General features: G+C 69.8%; 24 protein-coding genes and 3 tRNA genes. 13 read left to right on the forward strand and 14 right to left on the reverse strand.

Annotated elements, in window-relative coordinates; translation table 11 throughout:
• Positions 1 to 2: 2 nt before the first annotated feature.
• Positions 3 to 1874, reverse strand: a complete 1872-nt coding sequence (locus tag ACIQH8_RS15990; RefSeq protein ID WP_401000468.1) for a substrate-binding domain-containing protein — start codon at positions 1872 to 1874, stop codon at positions 3 to 5.
• A gap of 66 nt (positions 1875 to 1940) precedes the next feature.
• The gene (locus tag ACIQH8_RS15995; RefSeq protein WP_401000470.1) at positions 1941 to 2618 is read right to left on the reverse strand and encodes a phosphatase PAP2 family protein; all 678 of its coding nucleotides are present in this window, start codon (positions 2616 to 2618) and stop codon (positions 1941 to 1943) included.
• Positions 2619 to 2662: 44 nt separating this feature from the next.
• Between ACIQH8_RS15995 and ACIQH8_RS16000 the strand changes: the two genes are divergently transcribed.
• On the forward strand, positions 2663 to 3202 hold the full coding sequence (locus tag ACIQH8_RS16000; protein ID WP_401000472.1) for a YaeQ family protein: 540 nt from the start codon (positions 2663 to 2665) through the stop codon (positions 3200 to 3202).
• 44 nt (positions 3203 to 3246) lie between these two features.
• On the opposite strand, the gene ACIQH8_RS16005 is transcribed toward ACIQH8_RS16000, so the two are convergent.
• Positions 3247 to 3333, reverse strand: a tRNA-Leu gene (locus ACIQH8_RS16005).
• 305 nt (positions 3334 to 3638) lie between these two features.
• On the opposite strand from ACIQH8_RS16005, the gene ACIQH8_RS16010 reads away from it, so the two are divergent.
• From ACIQH8_RS16010 to pknB, 9 genes are all read left to right on the forward strand, one after another.
• Positions 3639 to 4439, forward strand: coding sequence for an HAD family hydrolase (locus ACIQH8_RS16010; protein ID WP_401000776.1), 801 nt, complete (start codon positions 3639 to 3641; stop codon positions 4437 to 4439).
• Positions 4436 to 6958 carry a glycoside hydrolase family 65 protein gene (locus ACIQH8_RS16015; RefSeq protein ID WP_401000474.1) on the forward strand — a complete coding sequence of 841 codons (2523 nt, stop codon included), beginning with the start codon at positions 4436 to 4438 and terminating at the stop codon, positions 6956 to 6958. Before ACIQH8_RS16010 ends, ACIQH8_RS16015 begins: the two co-directional genes overlap by 4 nt.
• A gap of 99 nt (positions 6959 to 7057) precedes the next feature.
• A complete protein-coding gene (locus tag ACIQH8_RS16020) occupies positions 7058 to 7807 on the forward strand; it encodes an FhaA domain-containing protein (RefSeq protein ID WP_401000476.1) in 750 nt (249 codons plus the stop codon).
• Positions 7804 to 8343, forward strand: a complete 540-nt coding sequence (locus ACIQH8_RS16025; RefSeq protein WP_401000478.1) for an FHA domain-containing protein — start codon at positions 7804 to 7806, stop codon at positions 8341 to 8343. Before ACIQH8_RS16020 ends, ACIQH8_RS16025 begins: the two co-directional genes overlap by 4 nt.
• A 3-nt stretch (positions 8344 to 8346) precedes the next feature.
• Positions 8347 to 9579 carry a PP2C family protein-serine/threonine phosphatase gene (locus tag ACIQH8_RS16030; protein WP_401000481.1) on the forward strand — a complete coding sequence of 411 codons (1233 nt, stop codon included), beginning with the start codon at positions 8347 to 8349 and terminating at the stop codon, positions 9577 to 9579.
• 61 nt (positions 9580 to 9640) lie between these two features.
• Positions 9641 to 10972 carry an FtsW/RodA/SpoVE family cell cycle protein gene (locus ACIQH8_RS16035; protein WP_401000778.1) on the forward strand — a complete coding sequence of 444 codons (1332 nt, stop codon included), beginning with the start codon at positions 9641 to 9643 and terminating at the stop codon, positions 10970 to 10972.
• Positions 10969 to 12423, forward strand: coding sequence for a peptidoglycan D,D-transpeptidase FtsI family protein (locus tag ACIQH8_RS16040; RefSeq protein WP_401000483.1), 1455 nt, complete (start codon positions 10969 to 10971; stop codon positions 12421 to 12423). Before ACIQH8_RS16035 ends, ACIQH8_RS16040 begins: the two co-directional genes overlap by 4 nt.
• Entirely contained in the window at positions 12420 to 14096 is a 1677-nt protein-coding gene (locus tag ACIQH8_RS16045) for a serine/threonine-protein kinase (protein ID WP_401000485.1), read from the forward strand. Before ACIQH8_RS16040 ends, ACIQH8_RS16045 begins: the two co-directional genes overlap by 4 nt.
• Positions 14097 to 14133: 37 nt before the next feature.
• Complete coding sequence (gene pknB / locus ACIQH8_RS16050; protein WP_401000487.1) at positions 14134 to 15828, forward strand: Stk1 family PASTA domain-containing Ser/Thr kinase; 1695 nt, start codon at positions 14134 to 14136, stop codon at positions 15826 to 15828.
• A gap of 66 nt (positions 15829 to 15894) precedes the next feature.
• Here pknB and ACIQH8_RS16055 read toward each other — a convergent pair whose 3' ends face one another.
• The 3 genes from ACIQH8_RS16055 to ACIQH8_RS16065 are packed head-to-tail and all read right to left on the reverse strand — an operon-like array spanning position 15895 to position 17479.
• The gene (locus ACIQH8_RS16055; protein ID WP_401000489.1) at positions 15895 to 16533 is read right to left on the reverse strand and encodes an anthranilate synthase component II; all 639 of its coding nucleotides are present in this window, start codon (positions 16531 to 16533) and stop codon (positions 15895 to 15897) included.
• Positions 16530 to 16694, reverse strand: coding sequence for a hypothetical protein (locus ACIQH8_RS16060; protein ID WP_166548281.1), 165 nt, complete (start codon positions 16692 to 16694; stop codon positions 16530 to 16532). The genes ACIQH8_RS16055 and ACIQH8_RS16060 overlap by 4 nt, the downstream gene beginning before the upstream one ends.
• Positions 16691 to 17479 (reverse strand): class E sortase, encoded by a 789-nt coding sequence (locus ACIQH8_RS16065; RefSeq protein WP_401000491.1) that lies wholly within the window; start codon positions 17477 to 17479, stop codon positions 16691 to 16693. The genes ACIQH8_RS16060 and ACIQH8_RS16065 overlap by 4 nt, the downstream gene beginning before the upstream one ends.
• 107 nt (positions 17480 to 17586) lie before the next feature.
• On the opposite strand from ACIQH8_RS16065, the gene ACIQH8_RS16070 reads away from it, so the two are divergent.
• Positions 17587 to 17826: a cell division protein CrgA gene (locus ACIQH8_RS16070; RefSeq protein ID WP_129234281.1), complete on the forward strand. Its 240-nt coding sequence runs from the start codon at positions 17587 to 17589 to the stop codon at positions 17824 to 17826.
• Between the two features lie 315 nt (positions 17827 to 18141).
• Here the strand turns inward: ACIQH8_RS16070 and ACIQH8_RS16075 are convergent, their stop codons facing one another.
• Together ACIQH8_RS16075 and ACIQH8_RS16080 are read right to left on the reverse strand one after the other, a co-directional pair.
• Positions 18142 to 18771: a rhomboid family intramembrane serine protease gene (locus ACIQH8_RS16075; protein ID WP_401000493.1), complete on the reverse strand. Its 630-nt coding sequence runs from the start codon at positions 18769 to 18771 to the stop codon at positions 18142 to 18144.
• Positions 18772 to 19007: 236 nt separating this feature from the next.
• Entirely contained in the window at positions 19008 to 19547 is a 540-nt protein-coding gene (locus ACIQH8_RS16080) for a peptidylprolyl isomerase (RefSeq protein ID WP_401000495.1), read from the reverse strand.
• A gap of 120 nt (positions 19548 to 19667) precedes the next feature.
• Here ACIQH8_RS16080 and ACIQH8_RS16085 point away from each other — a divergent pair, with 120 nt between their 5' ends.
• Both ACIQH8_RS16085 and ACIQH8_RS16090 read left to right on the forward strand, forming a co-directional pair.
• Positions 19668 to 20204 (forward strand): hypothetical protein, encoded by a 537-nt coding sequence (locus ACIQH8_RS16085; RefSeq protein ID WP_401000497.1) that lies wholly within the window; start codon positions 19668 to 19670, stop codon positions 20202 to 20204.
• Between the two features lie 574 nt (positions 20205 to 20778).
• Entirely contained in the window at positions 20779 to 21033 is a 255-nt protein-coding gene (locus tag ACIQH8_RS16090) for a hypothetical protein (protein ID WP_401000499.1), read from the forward strand.
• 88 nt (positions 21034 to 21121) lie between these two features.
• Here the strand turns inward: ACIQH8_RS16090 and ACIQH8_RS16095 are convergent, their stop codons facing one another.
• The 6 genes from ACIQH8_RS16095 to ACIQH8_RS16120 all read right to left on the reverse strand — a co-directional run bounded on the left by ACIQH8_RS16095 (position 21122) and on the right by ACIQH8_RS16120 (position 23524).
• The gene (locus ACIQH8_RS16095) at positions 21122 to 21565 is read right to left on the reverse strand and encodes an NUDIX hydrolase (RefSeq protein ID WP_401000501.1); all 444 of its coding nucleotides are present in this window, start codon (positions 21563 to 21565) and stop codon (positions 21122 to 21124) included.
• 12 nt (positions 21566 to 21577) lie between these two features.
• Positions 21578 to 22369, reverse strand: coding sequence for a N5-glutamine methyltransferase family protein (locus tag ACIQH8_RS16100; protein ID WP_401000503.1), 792 nt, complete (start codon positions 22367 to 22369; stop codon positions 21578 to 21580).
• A gap of 116 nt (positions 22370 to 22485) precedes the next feature.
• Positions 22486 to 22707 carry a hypothetical protein gene (locus ACIQH8_RS16105; protein ID WP_401000505.1) on the reverse strand — a complete coding sequence of 74 codons (222 nt, stop codon included), beginning with the start codon at positions 22705 to 22707 and terminating at the stop codon, positions 22486 to 22488.
• Between the two features lie 158 nt (positions 22708 to 22865).
• Positions 22866 to 22938: transfer RNA gene (locus ACIQH8_RS16110), tRNA-Ala, on the reverse strand.
• Between the two features lie 42 nt (positions 22939 to 22980).
• Positions 22981 to 23054, reverse strand: a tRNA-Ile gene (locus tag ACIQH8_RS16115).
• 65 nt (positions 23055 to 23119) lie between these two features.
• A complete protein-coding gene (locus ACIQH8_RS16120) occupies positions 23120 to 23524 on the reverse strand; it encodes a DUF3566 domain-containing protein (protein ID WP_129233062.1) in 405 nt (134 codons plus the stop codon).
• Positions 23525 to 23528: the final 4 nt, after the last annotated feature.

A 23528-nucleotide genomic window follows, 5' to 3' on the forward strand; every position in this document is an offset into this window, starting at 1 on the left:
CCCTAGAAGTTGTTGATGACCGAGGCGAACACGAGGTCGATCTTCGCGGCATCCGACGCGTCGAACCACTGGCCGCCGGTGGCCTCGGCGATCCGCTGCAGCGAGCCCGTGTCGGCGCCCTCGCCGTAGGCGATGGGGAAGATCCGCACGGGCGCCGCATCGCCGCCCTCACGCGAGGCACCGCCGATCTTCGCGATGAGCGAGTCGATCGAGATCGACGAATCGGTGTCCTGCCCGTCGGAGAGCACGACGATGGCATTGATGCGACCGGGTTCCGCGCGTTCGACCATCTCGTCGTACGCGACGGCGATCGCGTCGTAGAGCGGCGTGCCCTCGCGGTTCGCGTACCGCAGATCGTCGATCGACGCACTCAGCGTCTCGCGATCGGACCCGAGCGCCGAGACATCCCGCAGCACGATGAGGTTCTCCCCCGCCGACGAGTCGACGCCGGTGGTGAACGCCCACATGCCGACCTCGTCGGTGCCGCGGAAGTGGCCGAGCGTCGCCTGGGCGCCCTCGATGGCGCCGTCGAGCTTCGAGCGGCCGTCGCCGATCGGGTCGTCCATCGAACCGGAGACGTCGATGAGCTCGAGCACCGACGACGGCTTGCGGATCTGCGTCCACTGGTCGAGCGCCGCCGAGACGACGTCGACGGCCGGTCGGGGCAGCGTGATCGCCGGGCCGGCGGGGTCGACGCCGTACTGCTCGGTGAAGAGGTCGCCGAGCGGCAGGGACTCGTCGAGCGGCCGGAACCCGTACTCGGGCAGGATCCGCTGCGCCGGCTCGGTGGCGAGGAAGTCCACGAACGCCGCGCCGGCGGTGCGCTGCACGTCGGTCACCCAGTCGGCGCCGAGCACGGTGATCGGGTTGTCCGACCACATCGACCCGCCCGACGGGTAGATCGCGACGAGCTTCTCCTTCGGCGGCGTCAGGGTCTCGCCCGGCTGCACCGTGTGGGAGTCGGGATTGCCCTGGTTGTAGTTGAGCATCGAGGTCTCCTCGAGCGCCACGGCCGAGACGTAGCCGGAACCCCCGGCACCGTTCTGCGTCTCGTCGTACAGCGTCGTGAGCACCTTGCCCGTCGTGTCGCCGTAGTGGATCACGCACTCCTCGAACACCCGCGAGAACTCCTCGGCGCCCGCGACATCCGCTGCCGTGAGGTCGGCCGTCTTGCCGGATGCCTCGTACGACTGCATCAGGATCGCCGACAGGCCAGTGGTCGACGTGTTCGGGTTGGTCTTGGAGATCTTGAACGAGCCCCAGATCGGCTTGCCCGCACTGCTCCACCCGTCGGGGTCGGCGCACAGCGCCTCGAAGTCGGAGATGCCGATCTCGGCGTCGGGCCAGCCGAGCGCCTTCGCCATCGTCTCGGGCATCGCGAAGATGATCGGCGTGTGGGTGAACGACACCGGTTCACCCACGAGCGACGCGGATGCCGCGGCCGCGACCCGCTCGGTCCACACCGTCGAGGCGGGCGACCAGAGGGTCGGCCAGCGACGCGCGTCCTCGTCGGGCCAATCTCCGCCCGCGGTGAGGAACCGCGTCGCGTCGCCCGACGACACGTTGACCGGCCGAACGGTCGCGCACTCGTCGAGGCCCGCATGCTCCGGCGACTCCTTGAAGGCGGCGGCCAGCGCGTCGAGCATGTTGACCTTCTCCGACGAGGTCGCGACGACGACGCTCGTGCAGCCGTCGTCGGCGAAGTCGCCGCCGTCGATCGGCCCGGAGTCGACGTCGTCCTGGCCGAACGTGCACGCGCTCAGGGCGAGCGCCGTCGCAGCGACGACCGCCACCGCCAACCCGCCGCGAACCCCCCGGCGAGACGTCGACGTGATCGCGGGTCGAGCGGCCGTGCGCCGCGGAACGGGTGCCATGTGAACAGGGTAGGTCCCGCGAATATCGTTCGCATTACGGTCCGGGCACTCGTGTCCCCGACGACCTCAGAGGAGCTCCCGCCGCACGACTCCGGCGCTCCAGCGGCCGAGCAGCGCGCCCGCAACCGTGTCCGAGATGTGGTGCTGCCCGCGGTGGATGCGCGAGAACGCGATGGCGGCCGGAATCGCGTACCGCAGCACCGGTCCCAGCGTCCGCGCGCCGCGCGCGTCGTACCGGTCGAGCAGGTCGGCGAGCGTGGTGTGCAGTGCCACGGATGCCGCGGTGTGCCCCGACGGGAACGACGACGTCGCGTGCGGCGGCTCGGGCCGCCACACGCCCTGCGGTCGCGGTCGTCCCACCAGGGCGGCGGATGCCACGAAGCAGGCGGTCTCGAGCGCGAGCGCGGCGGCGGGGGCGATCGCGGAACGCCGGTCGCGCGTGAGCACCCAGGTGACGCCGCACCAGAGCGCTCCGTTGGCGATCGTCTGCGGCACTCCCGAGTACCACGAGAGCGGGGCGGTGATGCGATCGAGCGGCTCGCGCGGCTCGGCCCGGTCGACCGAGTCGTCCTCCACGGCACCGCCGTCGACGGGCGGATGGCCGCTCGCCCCCTGGAGCGCGCGCACCGCGCCATCCTCGCGCGGGTCGTCGCCGCCGACGAGTCGCACCGCCCGGCCGGCCGCGGCGAGCACCGCGATCGCGCCAAGCCCCGGAAGGACGAACGAGCGGAGGACCCGGCGCATGCCCCGCAGCCTAGCCGCCGGGCAGCCCCGTAGGCTCGTTGACCATGGCCCTCGGTGCGACGATCCACACGTTCGATGTGCAACTCGCGGACGTCGACCGCGGCCGCTACGAGAGCCTGACGCTCCGCATGGCTCGCCACCCGTCCGAGACGGACGCGTTCATGGTCACGCGCCTGCTCGCCTACTGCCTCGAGTACGAGGAGGGCATCGCCTTCAGCGAGGGCATCGCCGCCACCGACGAACCCGCGGTGCTCGTGCGCGACGACACCGGGCGCATGGTTGCGTGGATCGAGATCGGCGCCCCGGACGCCGAACGCCTGCACCGCGGCGCCAAGCTCGCCGACCGTGCCGCCGTCTACACCCACCGCGACCCGGCGAAGGTCGCCGCAGCCTGGGCGGGCAAGCGGATCCACCGCGCCGAGGACATCCCGCTGGTCAGCTTCGACCCGGGATTCGTCGACGACGTCGCGGGCATGCTCGAGCGCCGCAACGCGATGACGCTTTCGATCACGGAGCGCCACGCGTACGTCGAGCTCAACGGCTCGAGCTTCGACACCGCCATCCACGAGCAGCGCGCGGGCTGACGAGAGAACGGCCCGAACCCACTGGGATTCGAGCCGTTCTGAGATGGTGCGCAAGGGGGGAGTTGAACCCCCACGCCCTTTCGGGCACACGGACCTGAACCGTGCGCGTCTGCCTATTCCGCCACTTGCGCATACCGCTTCGCACGGGGTGCGAACCAGCCAACCGAGACTAACACAGGAGATCGACGCCCCCGAATCGAGCAGATGGCGCGGCCCGCCCCTCACGAAGACCGTGAACGCGGCGTCGGTCGCACGACGAGCACCCTTGGCATCCGCTCGGAACCACCGTCGCATCTCGCGCCGTCGCCGACGACGGGCATACCCTTGCACCACGGCACCGGCGCCCGACCGACACCCCTGATTGAAAGGATCGCCCGTGACCCACCCTCGCGACGCGCACGCACCCGTCGATCCGCACGACGTCGACCTCGGCGGCATCCGCGGCTGGTTGTTCGACCTCGACGGGGTGCTGACGCCGACCGCGGTCGTCCACATGCACGCGTGGGCACGGCTGTTCACGCCGTTCCTCGAGGCGCAGGGTGCCGAGCCGTATCGCGACGCCGACTACTTCGCCCACATCGACGGCAAGCCGCGCTACGACGGGGTCCGGTCGCTGCTCGAGAGCCGCGGCATCCGCCTACCCGAGGGCGATGTCTCCGACTCGCCGACGGAGGAGACCGTCCATGGTCTCGGCAACCGCAAGAACGAGGCGTTCAACGCGACCCTCGCCGAGGAGGGCGTCGAACCGTACCCCGCGAGCGTCGCGCTGCTCGACGCGATCGAGCGCGCGGGCGGGGATGTCGCGGTCGTGTCGAGCTCGAAGAACGCACCCGCAGTGCTCGAGGCGGCCGGCCTCGCCGAGCGATTCGAAGTCGTCGTCGACGGGGCCGTCGCCGCACGCGAGGGCATCGTCGGCAAGCCGGCGCCCGACATGTTCGAGCGCGCCGCCGAGCTGCTGGGCCTCGCCCCCGAGGAGTGCGCCGTCATCGAAGACGCCGAGTCGGGCGTGAAGGCCGGCGCGAGCGGCCCGTTCGCGCTCGTGGTCGGCGTCGACCGAGGCGTGGGCCGCGAGGCGCTCACCGAGCTCGGGGCCGACGTCATCGTCGACGAGCTCGACGAGCTGATCCCGGCGCTCGAGCGCGCGGGCGACACCTCCGCCATCCTGAACGACGCGGCCGACCCGCAGACCCCCGCCCCCGGCGCTCCCGCCGCAGCAGAAGAGGAGGACCGCGCATGAGGTTCGCCGACACCGATCCGCTGAACCGCACGATCTTCCCCATCGACGAGTGGGCGCTCGTCGAGACCGAGTTCGGCGCCGACGACATGGGGCGCACCGAGACGCTGTTCGCCGTCGGCAACGGCTACCTCGGGCTGCGCGGCAACGTCGAGGAGGGCCGCGACGGACACGTGCACGGCACGTTCATCAACGGGTTCCACGAGACCTGGCCGATCCGCCACGCCGAGGAGGCGTTCGGGTTCGCACGCGTCGGCCAGACGATCGTGAACGCACCGGATGCCAAGGTCATCCGCCTCTACGTCGACGACGAGCCCCTCGTCATCACGGAGGCCGAGATCATGGGCTACGAGCGCCGACTCGACTTCCGGTTCGGCGTGGTGAGCCGTCGCATCGAGTGGCGCACGCCGTCGGGCAAGCGCGTGCTCATCACGAGCCGTCGCATGGCGAGCTTCACCGACCGGCACCTGGGCGTCATCGACTACGAGGTCGAGATGCTCGATGCGGATGCCGCGGTCACGATCTCGAGCCAGATGCTGAACCGGCAGGACGGGCGCGACGAGTACCGGAGCGGCGTCACCGAGGCCCCGGGCGCCTTCGACCCGCGCAAGGCCGAGACCTTCACCGAGCGCGTGCTCCAGCCGCGCGTGCAGAAGAAGTCGGAGGACGGCCGGTACGTGCTCGGGTACCAGACCACGAACTCCAAGATGGCGATCGCGGTCGGCGCGCAGCACTCGATCACGACCGACAACGAGTTCAGCGAGAGCGGCTCGATCGGCGACGACCTCGCCAAGCACATCTACCGCATCCGCGCCCGGCAGGGCGTGCCCATCCGCATCACCAAGCTCATCAGCTACCACACGGCCAGGAAGGTGCCGGCGCGCGAGCTCGTCGACCGCTGCGAGCGCACCCTCGACCGCGGCGGCGAGGTCGGCGTCGCCGAGCTGTTCGCCCAGCAGCGCTCGTGGCTCGAGGACTTCTGGGCCCGCTCCGACGTCGAGATCGCCGGCCAGCCCGAGCTGCAGCAGGCCACCAGGTGGAACCTGTTCCAACTCGTCCAGGCGACGGCGCGCACCGACGGGGGCGGCGTCGCCGCGAAGGGCGTCTCGGGCTCCGGGTACGGCGGGCACTACTTCTGGGACTCCGAGATCTACGTCATGCCGTTCCTCAGCTACACGGCGCCGATCGTGGCGCGGAACGTGCTGCGCTTCCGGCAGCGGATGCTGGAGCCCGCGCGCGCCCGGGCGCTCGAGATGAACCAGCACGGCGCCCTCTTCCCGTGGCGCACCATCAACGGGCAGGAGTCGAGCGCGTACTACGCGGCCGGGACGGCGCAGTACCACATCGATGCCGACATCGCCTATGCGCTCACGCAGTACGTGGCCGCCACCGGCGACGAGGACTTCCTCGCGCGCGGCGCGATCGACATCCTCGTCGAGACGGCGCGCATGTGGGAGGACCTCGGCTTCTGGCGCACGAACGCCGACGACGTCTTCCACATCCACGGCGTCACCGGCCCCGACGAGTACACGACCGTCGTGAACGACAACCTGTACACGAACGTGATGGCGCGCGCGAACCTCGCGGCCGCGGCATCCGCCGTCGACGACCTGCAGGTGCTCGACCCGCACGCGCACAAGAAGCTCATCGAACGGCTCGGCGTGACGCCCGCCGAGGTGGCCGGATGGCGCCGCGCCGCCGCGCACATGCACATCCCGTTCGACGAGAAGCTCGGGGTGCACCCGCAGGACGCCGCGTTCCTCGAGAAGGAGCTGTGGGACCTCGAGCACACGCCCGACAACCGGCTCCCGCTGCTGCTGCACTACCACCCGCTCGTCATCTACCGCTTCCAGGTGCTGAAGCAGGCCGACGTCGTGCTCGCCCTGTACCTGCAGGGCGACCGGTTCACGACGGAGGAGAAGCTCGCCGACTTCGAGTACTACGACCCGCTCACGACAGGCGACTCGACGCTCTCGGCGGTGGTGCAGTCGATCATCGCGTCCGAGGTCGGCTACCACGAGCTCGCGCTGCGGTACTTCCGGTCGGCCCTGTTCGTCGACCTCGCCGACCTGCACCACAACGCCGCCGACGGCGTGCACGTCGCCTCCACCGGCGGCGTCTGGGCCGGCCTGGTGTCCGGTTTCGGCGGATTCCGCGACCACAACGGGCGGTTCACCTTCGATCCGCGGCTTCCCGACGGCTGGGAGCGACTGTCTTTCAAGCTGACGATCCGCGGAACGCGGGTCCGGGTCGACCTCACCGAGGACGCGATCCGGTTCCGGCTCGAGACCGGCGGGCCGGACGCCGAGCTGGCACTCGGGGTCCGCGGCAACGAGGTCGTCGTGACGGCCGACGCACCCGTCGTCGTCCCGCTCGACGGGCACGGCGCGCGTCGCGTCGGAGCGCCGACCATGCAGAACGTGCGGGGTGCCCGGCGCGCCGACGGCACGCTGCTCACGGCGTCGATCCCGACCCTGTCGATGGACCTCGACGAGGAGGAGCAGGCCGCGGTGTTCGATTGAGCGGAACCTCTCGGAACCGCATCGTTCCACCCGGAGCCCGGCGGGTTCGCACGGGCTGCGGTTAGCATGTGAGTCGAAAACGCACCGGACGGGAGACCTGTGGGCCTACTGGACAACTTCGAGAAGGGTCTCGAACGCGCCGTCAACGGCGCCTTCGCGAAGACCTTCCGCTCGGGGCTGCAGCCCGTGGAGATCACCGCCGCGCTCAAGCGCGAGATCGACACGAAGGCCGCCGTCGTCTCCCGGGATCGGGTGCTCGTCCCGAACCGCTTCATCGTGCGGATGTCGCCCGCCGACCACCAGCGCATGGAGTCCCTCGGCCCGGCACTCATCGACGAGCTCACCGACCTCGTGCAGAAGCACGCCGCCAGCCAGCGCTTCCAGTTCGCCGGGGGCATCTCCATCGTGCTGCACGCGGACCCGAGCCTCTCCGAGGGCATGGTGCAGGTGGAGTCGCAGAACGTGAAGGGCCGCGTCGCGTGGACGCCCGTGCTCGACGTCGACGGACGCCGCCATCCGATCCTCAAGGGACGCACGGTCATCGGTCGCGGCAGCGAGGCCGACCTGACACTCGACGACACCGGCGCGTCCCGCCGGCACGCCGAGGTCCAGTGGGACGGCCAGCGCGCCCGCGTGCGCGACCTCGGCTCCACGAACGGCACGCAGCTCGACGGGCAGCCCGTGAAGGAATCGGTGCTGGAGCCCGACTCGGTCATCACGATCGGTCGCTCGCGTATCGTGTTCCGGGTGCTCGCCCAGGCCGACCCCACCGACACCGCGGCCGCCCGCCGCGTCGACCCGGCCGCCGACCGCCGCGACGGCGGCGGATTCTGGGGGCCCGAGCGATGAGTGAACTCACGCTGCTCGTCCTGCAGCTCGGCTTCCTGCTGCTCCTGTGGGTGTTCGTGTTCGCCATCGTCTACGCGCTCCGAAGCGACCTGTTCGGCCAGCGCGTGCGCAAGCTGCAGCCGGATGCCGCGACCGCCGGTGCCGCGCCCGGCCCCGTCCCGGCGGCGAGCGCGACCGCCCCGACCGCCGCGGTCTCCAAGTCGGCGCCGGCACCCGCGGGCGGCGGCGGCGACGCCACCGTCGAGAACGCCTCGCGGCTCGTGATCACGTCGGGCGCGAAGTCCGGCGCGGAGTTCCCGCTCGGGCGGGACGAGATCACGATCGGCCGGTCGAGCGACTCGGCGATCATCATCCGCGACGACTACACCTCGACCCACCACGCCCGCCTCATGCTCTGGAACGGTCGCTGGATGATCCAGGACCTCGACTCCACGAACGGCACGTTCCTCAACGGCTCCCGAGTCACCGTGCCGACGCCCATCCCGCTCGGAGCCACCGTCAAGGTCGGAGCGACGACGTTCGAGCTGCGGCGGTAGGCCATGGCCAGCGTCAAGGCGAGCGCCGCGGTCTCGCACGTCGGTCGGGTCCGTGCGAGCAACCAGGACTCGGGCTATGCCGGCCGTCGGCTGTTCCTCGTCGCCGACGGCATGGGCGGCCACGCGGGCGGTGACGTCGCCAGCGCGATCGCGACGCGCCGCATCGCCGACGCCGACGCCGACTACGACTCGTCGGCCGACGCCGCGGCGGCGCTCGAGTCCGCCCTGCTCTCGGCGAACCGCAACCTCGAGGAGACCGTCGCCGAGCACTCGGAGCTCACCGGCATGGGCACGACGACGAGCGCGATGCTCGTGCAGCAGGACCGCGTCGTCATCGCGCACATCGGCGACTCCCGCGTCTACCTCTTCCGTTCGGGCGAGCTCAGCCAGGTCTCGACCGACCACACCTTCGTCCAACGTCTGGTCGATGCCGGTCGCATCACGGCCGAGGAGGCCATGGTCCACCCCCGGCGTTCGGTGCTCATGCGCGTGCTCGGCGATGTCGAGGCATCCCCCGAGATCGACACGATGGTGATCGACACCCACCCGGGCGACCGGTGGATGCTGTGCTCCGACGGACTCTCCGGCGTCGTGTCGTTCGACGACATCCACGAGATGCTCGCGGCGGACGTCGGAGCGAAGCAGGTCGCCGACCGACTCGTGAAGGCGTCGCTGGACGGCGGCGCCCCCGACAACGTCACCGTGGTGGTCGTCGACATCGGCGACCCGCCCGCGCCCGACACCCCGCCGCTCATCGTCGGCTCGGCCGCCGCGCCGCTGGCCTTCGGCACCGCCCCGGAGCCGGCACGCCGGCCCGGCATCCGCCTGACGCCCTTCCGCCCGCATCCCGTCCAGGAGACGCACTTCGAGCCCGACTCCGAGGAGTACTTCGACGAACTGATCGAAGAGGACGAGCGCAGGCGGCGCAGGCGGCGCATCATGTGGGGCGTCTGGATCGCGCTGTTCGTCGCGGCGATCGTCACGGTGGCCGCGCTCGGCTACCAGTGGACGCAGACGCGCTACTACGTGGGCGAGTACAACGGCCGCGTCGCGGTCTACCAGGGCATCCAGCAGGACCTGGGCCCGATCTCACTGCACCGCCTGCACTCCGAGACGACGGTCGACATCGCCGACCTGAAGGTCTACGACCAGCAGCGCGTCGAGCAGACGATCACGGCGGGAACGCTCGAGGAGGCCATGCGCATCGTGGACCGATTGGAGGAGTCCGTTGACTGATCGAGGCGCGGCTCGCGCACCCGAGCGCACGCCGGCGACGGCGAGCGTACGGCGGATCCGGATGCCGCAGAAGCTGCGGAACCTCGAGCTCGGCCTGCTCCTCGTCGCGTGCGTGATCAACGCCGGCGCCATCGTGCTCGTGCAGCTCGGCGCCCTCGGCCGCATCGACACGCAGCTCGTGCTGCTCGGCGCCGGGCTCTCGGCGCTGGTGTTCGGCCTGCACATCGCGATGCGCTTCGTCGCGCGCGACGCCGATCCGTTCCTCCTGCCGATCGCCACGGTCCTGAACGGGCTCGGCATCGCCATGATCTACCGCATCGACATCGCGTACGGCGATGCCGGATGGGACAGCGCGGCGGTCCGCCAGATCGTGTGGAGCGTGATCGCGATCGCCGCCGCGCTCGCGACGATCCTCCTGATCCGCAACCACCGGATGCTGTTCCGCTACACCTACCTCTCGGGTCTCATCGCGATCGTCCTGCTGCTGCTGCCGCTCGTGCCGGGCCTCGGTCAGACCAGGGGCGGCGCACGCGTCTGGATCGGCATCGGCGACCTCGTCACGTTCCAGCCCGGCGAGATCGCGAAGATCGCCCTCGCGGTGTTCTTCGCCGGCTACCTCGTCCGCAATCGCGACTCGCTCTCGATGGTGGGCCGCACGTTCCTCGGCATGCGGTTCCCGCGCGGGCGCGATCTCGGACCGCTCCTGGTCGTCTGGGCGCTGTCGATGGCGGTCATCGTCTTCCAGCGCGACCTCGGCACCGCACTGCTCTACTTCGGGCTCTTCCTCGTGATGCTCTACGTCGCGACGAGCCGGCTCTCGTGGGTCGTGCTCGGGCTCAGCCTGTTCTTCGCGGGCGCGATCATCGCCAGCCAGACGCTCGACTACGTCAACGGGCGGTTCCAGAACTGGCTGAACGCGTTCGACCCCGCCGTGTACGACGCGCAGGGCGGCTCGTTCCAGCTCGTGCAGGGCCTGTTCGGGCTCGCCAACGGCGGCCTCATCGGCACCGGGCTGGGCCAGGGTCGCCCCGACCTCACGCCCGTGCCGCAGTCCGACTACATCATCGCGAGCCTCGGCGAGGAGCTCGGGCTCGCCGGGCTCTTCGTGATCCTGGCCCTCTACGTCCTCTTCGTCGCCCGCGGCTTCCGCATCGGGTTCGCCGGACAGGACGACTTCGGCAAGCTGCTCGGCGTCGGCCTCTCCTTCGTCGTCGCCCTCCAGGTCTTCATCGTCGTGGGCGGCGTGACCCGCGTCATCCCCCTCACCGGCCTGACGACGCCGTTCCTCGCGGCCGGCGGCTCCTCGCTCGTCGCGAACTGGATCATCGTGGCCCTGCTGCTGAGGCTCTCCGACACGGTCCGCAACCACCCGAGGCTGGTGATCGACGGATGAACCGCGAACTCAAGCGGGTGACGATCGTCTCCCTCCTCATGTTCCTCACGCTCTTCGTGGCGTCGACGATCATCCAGTACGTGCAGGCCGACACCCTCGCCGCCGATCCGCGCAACGCACGGACGCTGTACCAGAGCTACTCGGTCGAGCGGGGCCCGATCCTCGTCGGCGGTGAGCCGATCGCGTTCTCCGAGCCGTCCGACGACGACTACAAGTTCCAGCGCATCTACGCGAACGGGCCGCTCTACGCGCCCGTCACCGGGTTCATCCCGGTCAACGGCGAGGCGACGGGGCTCGAGGGGTCGCTGAACGCCGAGCTCAGCGGCACCTCCGAATCGCAGTTCTTCGATTCGTTGAACCGGCTGATCTCCGGCCAGGACCCGATGGGCGCCTCCGTCGAGGTCACCATCGACCCGGTCGCCCAGCAGGCGGCGTGGGACGCCCTCGGCGACTACACGGGCGCGATCATCGTGACCCAGCCGAGCAGCGGCCGCATCATCGCGATGGTCACGAAGCCCACCTACGACCCGAACACCCTCGCCGTGCACAACGGCGAGGAGGTCGACGAGACCTATCGGAACCTCGTCGAGGACCCCGGCGACCCGCTCTTCAACCGGGCGACCGGCGGCGACATGAACCCGCCCGGATCGGTGTTCAAGCTCGTGATGACCGCGGCCGCGCTCGAGTCCGGCCAGTACACGCCCGACAGCACGTTCCCGAACCCCGCCGAGTTCACGCTGCCGCAGACGAGCTCGGTGGTCCGCAACTCCAGCGGCGGCACGTGCGGCGGCGGCTCCGAGGTGACGCTCGCAACCGCGCTGCGGCTCTCGTGCAACATCCCGTTCGCCGAACTCGCGCTCGAGCTCGGCGACGACGCGATCCGAGCGCAGGCCGAGAAGTTCGGCTTCAACTCGAACTTCACGATCCCGAACCCCACCGAGACGAGCACCTACCCGGAGAATCCGGACGAGCCGCAGACCGCGCTCAGCGGGTTCGGGCAGGGCGACGTGCGCGCGACCCCGATGCAGATGGCCATGGTCTCTGCCGCGATCGCGAACGGCGGCATCGTCATGAACCCCGACCTCGTCGAGTCGATCACGGCGCCCGACTTCCGCCCGATCGAGGAGTTCGAGGGGACGCAGTTCGGTCGTGCGATCAGCGAGTCGACGGCCCGGACGATGACCGAGATGATGGTCAACGGCGTCGAGAACGGTGCCGCGAGTAATGCAAGAATAGACGGCGTCAGCGTGGCCGGTAAGACGGGTACAGCGGAGAACGGCGAGGACGATCCCTACACCTTGTGGTTCACAGGTTTTGCCCCCGCCGACGACCCTCAGTATGCGATCACGGTGCTCGTGGAAGACGGCGGAGGGCTTGGTCAGGAGGGGTTCGGCAATCTGATTGCCGCGCCATTGGCGAAACAGGTACTAGAGGCGGTGCTGAACAAATGAGACCGAGTGCTGGGCTCACCTTCGGTGGACGGTACGAGCTGCAGTCCCGGATCGCCATCGGCGGCATGGGCGAGGTGTGGCAGGCCACCGACCTGGTCATCGGCCGTCAGGTCGCGCTGAAGATCCTCAAGGACGAATACCTCGGCGACCCGGGCTTCCTCGAGCGGTTCCGTGCCGAGGCGCGTCACGCCGCGCTCGTGAACCACGAGGGCATCGCCAACGTCTTCGACTACGGCGAGGAGGAGGGCAGCGCCTACCTCGTGATGGAGCTCGTCCCCGGCGAGGCGCTCTCGACGATCCTCGAGCGCGAGCACGTGCTCTCGACCGACAAGGTCCTCGACATCGTCGCGCAGACCGCTGCGGCGCTCCAGGCCGCGCACGCGGCCGGCCTCGTGCACCGCGACATCAAGCCGGGCAACCTCCTCATCACGCCCGACGGCCGCGTCAAGATCACGGACTTCGGCATCGCGCGCATCGCCGACCAGGTGCCGCTCACCGCGACCGGCCAGGTCATGGGCACCGTGCAGTACCTGTCCCCCGAGCAGGCGTCGGGCCACCCGGCGTCGCCGACGACCGACATCTACTCGCTCGGCATCGTGGCCTACGAGTGCCTCGCGGGCCGTCGGCCGTTCACGGGCGAGTCGCAGGTCGCGATCGCGATGGCCCAGATCAACGAGACCCCGCCCGACCTGCCCGTCACGGTCTCCGAGCCGGTGCGGAACCTCGTCTACTCGTGCATCGCGAAGAACCCCGCCGATCGGCCGCAGACGGCCGCGCACCTCGCACGCGCGGCGACGGCGCTGCGCCGCGGTGACGTGCAGGCGGCCGCCGCGGCCGTTCCCGCGGTGCTCGGCGCCGTGGCCGGTGCGACGGCGGCGACCATGCTCATGCCCCAGGCGGGTGCGGCCACGGCCGCGACGACCGTGCTGCCCGCGGGCGCACCGGTCCCGGACGGCGAAGAGGAGCAGCCGGTCGAGCGGAAGCGGAGTCCCTGGACGTGGCCGCTCATCGTGCTCATCATCCTGCTCGCCCTGGTCCTGATCGGCACGATCATCGCGCTCGCGCTGAACAGCGGGAACCAGCCCGCGGCGACCACCTCGAGCGGGCCGCCGACGACGAGCGCGCCGCCGACCTCGTCGAGCGCTCCCCCGCCTGAGACCACCACGGCGGCACCGACCACCGAGCAGGTCGACCGGGCCGCGTACATCGGCCGGAACGTCGACGAGGTGCGGGGTGAACTCGAGGGACTCGGCTTCGTCGTGAGCACGCAGGAGGGCGCGCCCGCCACGACTCCCGACCAGGCCAACACCGTCTCCGACGTGAACCCGAGCGGACCCGTCCCGATCGGCTCGACGATCACGGTGACCTACCTCGGCGCCCCCGAGACGCCGAGCGCTCCCGCGAACGCACCGACGGTGAACCCGACCGAGGTCGCCTCGGGCGGCATCGTCCAGGTGAGCTGGCCCGCGGCCAGCTGCCCGTCCGGTCAGCAGTTGAGCGGCTACGAGGTGGCCGTGACGAACGACGCGACCGCGCCGAGTCCCGTCGGCGCCGGAACGACGAGCGTCAACGTGCAGGCGGGAACGCAGGACTTCGAGGTGACGTACCGGTACTTCTGCGGTCAGCTCGACTCGCCGTTCTCACCGGCCGCCCCGGTCACGATCCAGCCCTAGCATCCCCGGAACGAGCCCTACACGAAACGGAGACACGGTGAACGATGAAGATCGCATGCTCGCGGCTCGGTACCGCGTGGGTGCGCTCATCGGGCGCGGTGGGATGTCCGACGTCCACGTCGGCACCGACACGAGGCTCGGGCGTCAGGTCGCGATCAAGCTGCTGAAGCCGCAGCTCGCGACCGATCCGGCGTTCCGGATGCGATTCCGGCAGGAGGCCCAGTCTGCCGCCCGGATGGCGCACCCCACGATCGTCCGCGTGTTCGACGCGGGCGAGGAGACCGTGCTCGACGCCTCGGGCCACGAGGTGCAGCTGCCGTTCATCGTCATGGAGTACGTCGAGGGGCGACTCCTCAAGGACATCATCCACGACGGTCCGCTCGACCCGCCGGCGGCTGCGCGGGTGATCGACGGTGTGCTGACCGCGCTCGAGTACTCGCACCGGGCCGGTGTGGTGCACCGCGACATCAAGCCGGGCAACATCATGATCACCACCGGTGGCCAGGTGAAGGTCATGGACTTCGGAATCGCCCGCGCCGTGTCCGACTCCGCGACGACCGTCGCCCAGACCACCGCGATCCTCGGCACCGCGTCGTACTTCTCGCCCGAGCAGGCCAAGGGCGAGACCGTCGACGCGCGAACCGACCTGTACAGCACGGGCGTCGTCCTCTTCGAGCTCCTCACGGGTCGTCCGCCCTTCCGCGGCGACACCCCGGTCGCGGTGGCCTACCAGCACGTCAGCGAACGACCGGTCAGGCCGAGCGTGATCAACCCGAAGGTCTCGCCCGCGCTCGACGCGGTCGTCCTGCACGCACTCGCGAAGGACCGGACCACGCGGTACCAGACCGCGGCGGAGTTCCGCGCCGACGTCGAGGCCGCGGCATCCGGCCGGGTGCCCGTACCGAAGAAGACGGACGAGACGTCGTTGTTCTTCGGAACGCCGACGGGTTCGCTCTCCACCTCCGAGCTGGCGCTCCGCCAGCTCACGGAGGACGACACGATGACCCGCACGCAGCGTCGCCCACCGGCGATCTGGATCTGGTCGGGCATCATCGCCGTCGTCGTCATCGTCGTCGCCGTCATGTACTGGGCGTTCAACCTGCAGCCGGCCGACACCTTACCCTCGAACGCGCGCGAGGTGCCGCAGCTGGCGGGCTCGACGTGGGAGGACGCGGCCAACCAGCTGCAGTCGCTCACGCTCCCGCCCACTCGGATGGATCGGGTGAGCGACACCGTGCCCGCCGGAGAGGTCATCGAGACCGAGCCGGCGGCCGGTGAGATCGTCGACACCGGCACGCCCATCAGCGTGTTCGTCTCGACGGGTCGCGAGGCGGTGTCGGTCCCCGATGTCGTCAACATGCAGCTCGAACAGGCGAAGACGGCGCTCACCGACGCCGGACTCACGCCCGGATCCGAGACGCGGCAGAACTCGCCCACCATCGCCGCGGGGGTCGTCATCTCGACCGATCCGGAGGGCGGCTCGTCGGTGGACCAGGGCAGCACCGTGAACTTCACGATCTCGTCGGGCAACGTGACCCTGCCCGATCTGACCGGCCAGTCGCTGCAGGCGGCGTCGTCGTATCTCGGCACATCGTCGCTGCAACTCTCGCCGAAGCCCGTTCCGGACGCGAGTTGCGCATCGCAGCCGGGTTCCCCGGTCATCCGGCAGACGCCGGCGCCGGGCGACGTCCCCCAGAAGTCCGAGGTCGAGCTCGTCTACTGCGCGGGCTGACCCGTTCTCTCGGCCTCCCGGCCTGCGCGTGCCCCGAGCCGTTGCGGACGCCGACCGCGCCGGTGCTCAGCTCGCCCGAACGAGCGGGTCGAGCGAGCGAGCGCGCTCGCGCGCCTCGGGGAGACCGGCCAGCGCGAGCCAGTTGCCGAGCATCCGGTAGCCGCCCTCCGTCAGCACCGACTCGGGGTGGAACTGCACGCCGAGGATCGGCGCCGTCGCGTGGCGGAGGCCCATGATGACCCCGCCCTCGGTGCGGCTCGTGACGACGAGGTCGTCGGGCACGGTGCCGTCGACCACGGCGAGCGAGTGGTAGCGCGTCGCCGTGAAGTGCTGCGGAACCCCGTCGTAGAAGGCGCTGTCGTCGTGCACGACCTTCGACGTCTTGCCGTGCATGAGCTCTTCCGCGTTCGTCACGACGGCACCGAACGCCTCGGCGATGGCCTGGTGTCCGAGGCACACGCCGAGGATCGGCTGGCCCGAGACGAGGGCCGCCTCGACGACCGGGATCGAGACGCCCGCGTCGGCGGGCTTGCCCGGACCCGGTGAGATGAGCACGGCGTCGTACTCGGCGATGCGCTCGGCGACCTCGTCGACCGGGATGTCGTCGTTGCGCACGACCTCGGTCTCGGCGCCGAGCTCCTGCAGGTACCCGTTGAGGGTGTAGACGAAGCTGTCGTAGTTGTCGATGACGAGGATCCGGGTCATTGCTCCACCGTGACGTCGATTGGGTTCACGATCCCGTCCACCCACGGGAACACCCAGGTGAACAGGACGAAGATCACGCCGGCGAGGATGGCCAGCACGAGGATGACGCGGAACCAGACCGGTCCCGGCAGGATACGCCACAAGGCCGCGTACACGCTCATCGCCCCCATTCCGCGACGTCGGCCGCGATCTCGTCGGGCGGCCCGTCGGACGCCGGGCGCCAGGACTCGAGCACGCCGTACGCGATGATGCGCTCGGCGGTCGAGTACAGCGGGTTGCAGGTGGTCAACGTGATGATCCGGTCCGTCGCCGCGAGTTCGGGGCGGTGGGGCACGGGAGCGAGCACCTCCACCGCGTCGGGGGTGACGTACTCGAGGTTCCGGAACCGGTAGGTGTACCAGCCGTCGCGCGTCTGGATGAAGATGCCGTCGCCGAGTCGCAGGAGGTCGATCTCGTGCATGCCGCCGCCGTAGGCGCTCCGATGCGCGGCGATGGCGAAGTTGCCGACGTCGCCCGGCATCTGCGTGCCCGCGTAGTGTCCGACCCCCGTCGCTGGGTCGTTCAGCACGTCCAGGCCGGTGCCCTCGGCGATCGTGCGCTGCGAGTCCTCGCCGAAACGCGGCACGTACATGACCGCGAACGGATCGCCGTAGGCGTGCATGGTCGAGTCGACCGGCGGCTCGATCGTGCCCCCGTCGCCCGGGTCGGGAGAAGCCGCGTCGTCGGGCGTTCCGTCGCCACGGGCGTGCGCCCCTTCGATCCAGCTGACCGAGAGGTCGGATGCCGCGGCCGACTGCTGCGCTCCGGTGATCGCGTCGTTCCACCACAGTTGCCAACCGAGGAAGAGCAGCACGAGCGCGCCGGCGGTGAGCAGGAGTTCGCCGAGGACCCCGACCACGCCGACCCGATGAGGACGCGGCGCTGGCGTCGCGGGATCTGTCGGCATGGGCGCGAGTCTATTGGGCTGCCCGCGTTCTGCGACCGCGCAGCGCCCCGTGCACGGGCTCGGGAGCCCGGATCGAAGGCCGAAGTCGGTGCAGTAGAATCTCCGGCATGGCACGCACGAATTCTTCGAAGCCCGCGCGCGCGGAGCAGCCGAGCGGCGAGGACGCGCCGAATCCCGTCTGGTTCAAGCCCGTCATGTTCGGCTTCATGCTGCTCGGGCTGGTCTGGATCATCCTCTTCTACGTGAGCCAGGGTGCCCTCCCGGTGGCCGCGCTCGGCTCCTGGAACATCCTCGTCGGCTTCGGCATCGCCTTCATCGGCTTCCTCATGACCACCCGCTGGCGCTGACGCCGGCCTGAACGACCTCGAAGCGGGGCGGATGCTGCGGCATCCGCCCCGCTTTCCTCATCTCTGCACAGTGTTATCCACACCTTCCACAGGTTTCTCCACATACTCCACACCCTGTGGAGAGGTGGAAAGCGCGGAATTCCGGACGATGTGCAGAATCACACCCGTGTAACTCTCCCCAACTGTGGACAGTGTTGTGGATAACCGTCGCCGTCCACCCACAGTGACCGGGCAGTGAGGTGTCGGCAGGGCCGCTCAGGCGCGCCGAAGCAGGCGGGCCCATGGTCCGGCGCGCCTTCGAGAGAGGGCCCTCGACTAGAACACCGGGAAGATGAAGAACCGGAGGCTGAGGATCAGCAGCAGTGCGACGAGCGCCGCGAGCAGCACCACCTGCAGGGTGCGCTGATCGCGCTTGCGCGTCTCGACGAAGATGAGCCCGATCAGGGCGCCGGCGACGAGTCCGCCGAGGTGAGCCTGCCAGGCGATGTTGAAACCGGGCACGAACCCGATCACGAGGTTGATGCCGACGAGGATCAGCAGCTGCGTCGCGTTCCCCCCGAGGCGACGCTGGATCACGAGGAACGCGCCCATGAGGCCGAAGATCGCACCGGAGGCGCCGACCACGCCGGTCCGTGGGTCGGAGAGCCACAGCACGGCGACCGATCCGGCGAGACCCGAGATGAGGTACAGCGCCAGGAACCTCCAGCGACCGAGCACGTTCTCGAGGAGCTGTCCGAAGATCCACAGCGTGTACATGTTCAGCGCGACGTGGAAGATGAGCTCGGTCGAATGCACGAACATCGACGTGATCATGCGCCACGGCTCGAAGTTGAACGGCAGCGAGTAGACGCCCGCGTACAGCAGGCGATCGGTGATCGCGAGCCCGGGGATGAGCTGGAGCAGGTAGACCACGAGTGTGATGCCGATGATGGAATATGTCACCACCGGCGCACCACGGCCCGTGGCGGAGCGGACGCGCGTCAGCACCGCGGGTTTGGTCCGCGGCGCCGACGCGCGCTGCTCACGCATGCATTCGGGGCAGATGACGCCGACCGGAGCCGGTGTCTGGCACTCCCCGCAGATGGTGCGACCGCAGCGCTGGCACAGCACGAAGCTCTGCCGATCGGGATGCCGATAGCAGGTGCTCGCCTGTGTGGCCCGGTCGCTCACGGGATCGTCGGTCAGAGCTGCTCGACGGTGATCTTCTCGATCACGACGTCGTCGAGCGGGCGGTCGCGGCCGTCGGTCGGGACCGACGCCAGCTTCTCGACGACGGCCTGGCTCGCGCCATCCGTCACCTTGCCGAAGATCGTGTGCTTGCCCTGCAGCCACGTCGTCGGACCGACCGTGATGAAGAACTGCGAGCCGTTCGTGCCCTTGCCGCCCTGGATGCCGGCGTTCGCCATCGCAAGGACGTAGGGCTCGGTGAAGTCGAGCTCGGGGTGGATCTCGTCGTCGAAGCGATAGCCCGGTCCGCCGATGCCCTGGCCCAGCGGGTCACCGCCCTGGATCATGAAGCCCGGGATGATCCGGTGGAAGACGACGCCGTCGTACAGGGGGTCGGTGGTGGTCTGACCCGTGCCCGGGTGCGTCCACTCGATCTCGCCGGTCGCGAGGCCGACGAAGTTCTTCACGGTCTTCGGTGCGTGGTTGCCATAGAGGTCGACCTTGATGTCGCCGTGGTTGGTGGTGATCGTCGCGACTGCGGTGGGATTCGGCATACCGACGATTCTCTCATGCACGATTCGGCACGAGGCTGGCAACCCCCGGCCTTCCCACCCCACATCCAGCCGGTTCGGTGGCAGGATGGAGGAGTTCGCTGCACAACGATGGAGGTCGAGATGAGCCTGTCACGCAAGCGCCGGAAGGAACTCAAGCGGCTGCGCAGCAGTGCAGAGGATCTGTGGGGGAACCAGCAGGACGTGCTGGACCACGCGAGCAAGGTCGCCCGGGAGGCGAGCCGCCAGATCAACCTGCTCACGCAGGAGGAGGTCGTTCCGCGGGTGCGCACGGGCTACCAGACCTACGTCCGGCCGGGCGTCGACCAGGCGCGCAGCTATGCGCGGAGCGCCGGCGACCAGGTCGAGCGCACGCTCGGGAGCGCACTCGGTTCGCTGCTGTCGATCGGCGACATCGCCAACGACACGCGTGTGCGTCGGGCGCTCGAGCGCGTCTCGCCGCGCGCGGCCGCCGAGGTCAAGCGCAAGCAGGGCCCCGGCGTCGGCACCTACCTCGCGATCGGGGCGGGCGTCATCGCGGCGGCGGGCGTCGCCTATGCGGTCTGGCAGACGTTCCGCGCCGACGACGAACTCTGGGTCGCCGACGAGGAGCCGGGCACGGCGTCCGAGTCGGGCGCTGCACCGTCGCCCGTCATCTGACCCCCCACGGTTTCCCGACGGCCCCCATCCGCACCGGATGGGGGCCGTCGTCGTCGCTGCGCGTCCGCGAGTCAGGGCTCGCACTGATTTCCGACGGATTCGGCGATCGCTCTTGCGTGTGAGGAGCGAACGACGCTATGGTCGTGACTCGGCCCGCCGAACTCGGCGGAGCACTGCACCGGAGAGGAGGCGAGACCCCATGATGACCCAGCGAATCCAGTCGCCCATCCGTACGGCGGTCGCCTTCCTCGGCGCCCCGTTCGCGGCCTGCTGACTCGCGCGTTCCCGCGCTGACCGCGCAGCCATGACGGCTCGCAGCAGGTCCACCGCCTGACGACGCACGCCCGCCGGCGAACGCTCGTCCCACCGGCATCCGATCCTCGGATCCCCCGTCCTCGACGGACGCGGAACCGATCGCCGAACCTCTCCCGCCACGCCTGCGCGCGACGCACCGTGCCGCCCTCCTCGGGCGCCGGATGCCGCGAGGCGACGTTTCCGGGAGCCCTCACCACGTCACCTCCCGGCGCGACGCACCCGCGCGCGCCATCCGTCCCATCCGAAGAAGGAACACACCGTGAACACCTCACTCACCGCAACCCGTTCGACCTCGCAACAGGTCGCGACCGGGGCCGGTCGCCTGCAGGAACGCCTCGCCCGCCGGGTCGGTCTCGCGCTCCTGGCCTGGAGCCGCAGCGCGGAGGCCCGTCGCGCGAACGCCGACCGCCTCCGCGACGGCGATCTCGCACGCAGGGCTGAACTCCGCCACGAGGCCGACCGCCTCCGCGACGGCAACTTCACGACCCTCGCGCTCGTGGCCCGGACGCTCTGATCGCCGTGCACGCCGCATCCGGACCGATCTCGACGGCCCCGTCCGCTCGCCGGGCGGGGCCGTCGCCCATCCCCGGTGCCGGCATCGCTCAGGCGCGCGACGGCGCGCCGTCCGCCGGCTCCTCCGCGTTCATGCGCAACGCGATGTCGAGCAGGCTCACCCGCTTCAACGACGCGATCTCGCCGAGCGGGAACCACCTCGCCTCATCACTCGAACCGCCGATCTCGTTCGCCAACTGCCCGCCGACGACGTGCGCGCGGTACACGATGCGCATCGCGTACAGGGGCACCGCGCCATGGTGGCGCTTCGCCGCGGGCACGACCATCGTGTCGATTCCCAGCAGCCGGTCGATCTCGGCGTCGTAGCCGGTCTCCTCGCGGATCTCGCGCGCCGCCGCCTCGAGCGGATGCTCAGCCCCCTCGATCCCGCCGCCGGGCAGGGTCCACGCCGACCTGCCGTGCTCGTTCCAGTGCGAGAGCAGGATCTCGCCGTCCCGGATGATGACCCCGTATGCGGCGATGCGGATGTCCATCCCGCCACTGTATTACCCGGCGATGAGCTCGAGCACTCCCGTGCGCGACTCGTTCGGGGGATGCACTCGAGCGTGCCAACCTGCGCGGCGAGCCTCCGCGACCGCGATGGGGAGCTGCGCGGCGTGCAGTTCCACGAGCACCGCTCCGCCGCGCGCCATCCACGGCCGAGCGGTCCCGATGAGCCGGCGGGCATGGCCCAGTCCGTCCGGTCCTCCGCCGATGAGCGCCGCAGCCGGCTCGTGTTCACGGGCCTCTCGCGGCATCAGCCGGACGTCCGACTCGGGAACGTACGGCGGAACCGCCGCGATCGTCGTCAACCTGTTGCGCAGCCCCGCCGGCAACCCGTCGAGCCCGTTGGCGACGTGGACACCGGCGCCCGCCGGCAGGTTGCGCCGGGCGATGTCGAGCGCCCTCGCATCACGATCGGCCGCGTGCACCTCGACGCCGGGCACGGATGCCACGACCGTCGACGCGAGCGGTGCCACCCCGCAGTACGCCTCGAGTACCACCGGCGCGTGCGTCGATCGCGCGCGCCGAACGGCGAGGCGTGCAAGTCGCAGACTCCGCTGCCGCGGCACGAACACGTCCGCTCCGACCGCGAGGCGGAGCCGGCCGAACCGGACCCACCCGGCGATCGGCTCCAGCGGCTCGCCGGCCATGCGGCGGCGTACGAAGAGCTCGAGCTCGGCGTCATCCGCCGCCGCCTCCGCCAGGATCGCGGCCTCGTCCTCGGCGAAGACGCTGCCCGACTCCCGGAGGCGCGACGCGACGGCGTCGATCCGCTGATGTCGGCGAGTGGGCACTCCCCCAGTCTGGCGCCTGCGGCGCGGTCTCGCCTGCTGATCCTCCCGCGGCAGCAGTCGGCGGCCCGGAACCGAAGTTCCGAGCCGCCGCCGACGGTGCTGAGAAGCCCTGGGCGTCAGTCGCCGCAGAGGCCGCGAGCGATCTCGTTCTTCATCTGCCCGCCGACCGCCTTGACGACCTCGCCGACACCGTTGAAGCCGAGGGCGCCCTCCGTGTTGAGGGTCTTGTGGATGCCGCCGAAGCAGGCGGCCTCGTTCGGCGCCGCGTTCGCCGGGCCGGCGGCGAGACCGACCGCTGCGAGACCGACGATGAATCCGGTTGCGAGAATGCGCTTCATTGGACTTCCCCTTCTGTCTGCGGGTGCCTACCACCCGATATCCCCTACTTCCGGGGCGGAGGCGGGATCGGATGCACCTCGTGCGAGAAATTTCCGACGAGTGCCGATGACAGGGGGAATCGACCGGGATCGAGGTACCGATCGGGATGGAACGACTGTGGAGCCTAGGAGATTCGAACTCCTGACATCCTGCTTGCAAAGCAGGCGCTCTACCAACTGAGCTAAGGCCCCGTGTCGGATGCCGTGAGGCACCCGGGTGTGGAGTTTTCGGAGTGGGGATACGAGGACTTGAACCTCGGACCTCTTCGTTATCAGCGAAGCGCTCTAACCGCCTGAGCTATATCCCCGAATTTCGGCCGAAGGACAGACTACCCGAAGGGTTCGGGATCGTGAAATCGAGCCGAGGACGGCCTCAGTTGTTGGTGAAGCCGACCAGGATGCCGCCCGTGATCTTGACGCTGAGGTTGTACAGCACGGCCACCACCGCACCGAGCGCGGTGGTCACGACGAGGTTCAGCAGCGATGCCACGACGGCGAAGCCCATGACATTGCCGACCGAGAGGATCGAGCGCAGGTCGGTGCCCGCACCGGCGACATCCTGCACCAGGCTGTTGAGGTTCTCGAAGAGACCCGTCGACTGGACGATCGTGAACACGAGGAAGGTCGCCACGATGTTCACGACCGAGAGGCACACGGCCACCAGGAAGGACAGCTTCACCGCCGACCAGAAGTCGATGTACACCAGGCGCAGGCGCACCTGCTTGGCCGGGGGCTTCCGGTTGGACTTGCCGGCCAGTTTCTCGGCGACACTGCTCATGACG

It is taken from the genome of Agromyces sp. GXQ0307 (genome assembly GCF_044769845.1).
Classification (GTDB): Bacteria; Actinomycetota; Actinomycetes; order Actinomycetales; family Microbacteriaceae; genus Agromyces.

Coding starts and splice junctions, on each gene's coding strand:
- ACIQH8_RS15990 (WP_401000468.1), bottom strand. CDS start 1,874: ATGGCACCCGTTCCGCGGCGCACGGCCGCTCGACCCGCGATCACGTCG.
- ACIQH8_RS15995 (WP_401000470.1), bottom strand. CDS start 2,618: ATGCGCCGGGTCCTCCGCTCGTTCGTCCTTCCGGGGCTTGGCGCGATC.
- ACIQH8_RS16000 (WP_401000472.1), top strand. CDS start 2,663: ATGGCCCTCGGTGCGACGATCCACACGTTCGATGTGCAACTCGCGGAC.
- ACIQH8_RS16015 (WP_401000474.1), top strand. CDS start 4,436: ATGAGGTTCGCCGACACCGATCCGCTGAACCGCACGATCTTCCCCATC.
- ACIQH8_RS16025 (WP_401000478.1), top strand. CDS start 7,804: ATGAGTGAACTCACGCTGCTCGTCCTGCAGCTCGGCTTCCTGCTGCTC.
- ACIQH8_RS16030 (WP_401000481.1), top strand. CDS start 8,347: ATGGCCAGCGTCAAGGCGAGCGCCGCGGTCTCGCACGTCGGTCGGGTC.
- ACIQH8_RS16035 (WP_401000778.1), top strand. CDS start 9,641: ATGCCGCAGAAGCTGCGGAACCTCGAGCTCGGCCTGCTCCTCGTCGCG.
- ACIQH8_RS16040 (WP_401000483.1), top strand. CDS start 10,969: ATGAACCGCGAACTCAAGCGGGTGACGATCGTCTCCCTCCTCATGTTC.
- ACIQH8_RS16045 (WP_401000485.1), top strand. CDS start 12,420: ATGAGACCGAGTGCTGGGCTCACCTTCGGTGGACGGTACGAGCTGCAG.
- ACIQH8_RS16055 (WP_401000489.1), bottom strand. CDS start 16,533: ATGACCCGGATCCTCGTCATCGACAACTACGACAGCTTCGTCTACACC.
- ACIQH8_RS16060 (WP_166548281.1), bottom strand. CDS start 16,694: ATGAGCGTGTACGCGGCCTTGTGGCGTATCCTGCCGGGACCGGTCTGG.
- ACIQH8_RS16065 (WP_401000491.1), bottom strand. CDS start 17,479: ATGCCGACAGATCCCGCGACGCCAGCGCCGCGTCCTCATCGGGTCGGC.
- ACIQH8_RS16070 (WP_129234281.1), top strand. CDS start 17,587: ATGGCACGCACGAATTCTTCGAAGCCCGCGCGCGCGGAGCAGCCGAGC.
- ACIQH8_RS16080 (WP_401000495.1), bottom strand. CDS start 19,547: ATGCCGAATCCCACCGCAGTCGCGACGATCACCACCAACCACGGCGAC.
- ACIQH8_RS16085 (WP_401000497.1), top strand. CDS start 19,668: ATGAGCCTGTCACGCAAGCGCCGGAAGGAACTCAAGCGGCTGCGCAGC.
- ACIQH8_RS16095 (WP_401000501.1), bottom strand. CDS start 21,565: ATGGACATCCGCATCGCCGCATACGGGGTCATCATCCGGGACGGCGAG.
- ACIQH8_RS16105 (WP_401000505.1), bottom strand. CDS start 22,707: ATGAAGCGCATTCTCGCAACCGGATTCATCGTCGGTCTCGCAGCGGTC.
- ACIQH8_RS16120 (WP_129233062.1), bottom strand. CDS start 23,524: ATGAGCAGTGTCGCCGAGAAACTGGCCGGCAAGTCCAACCGGAAGCCC.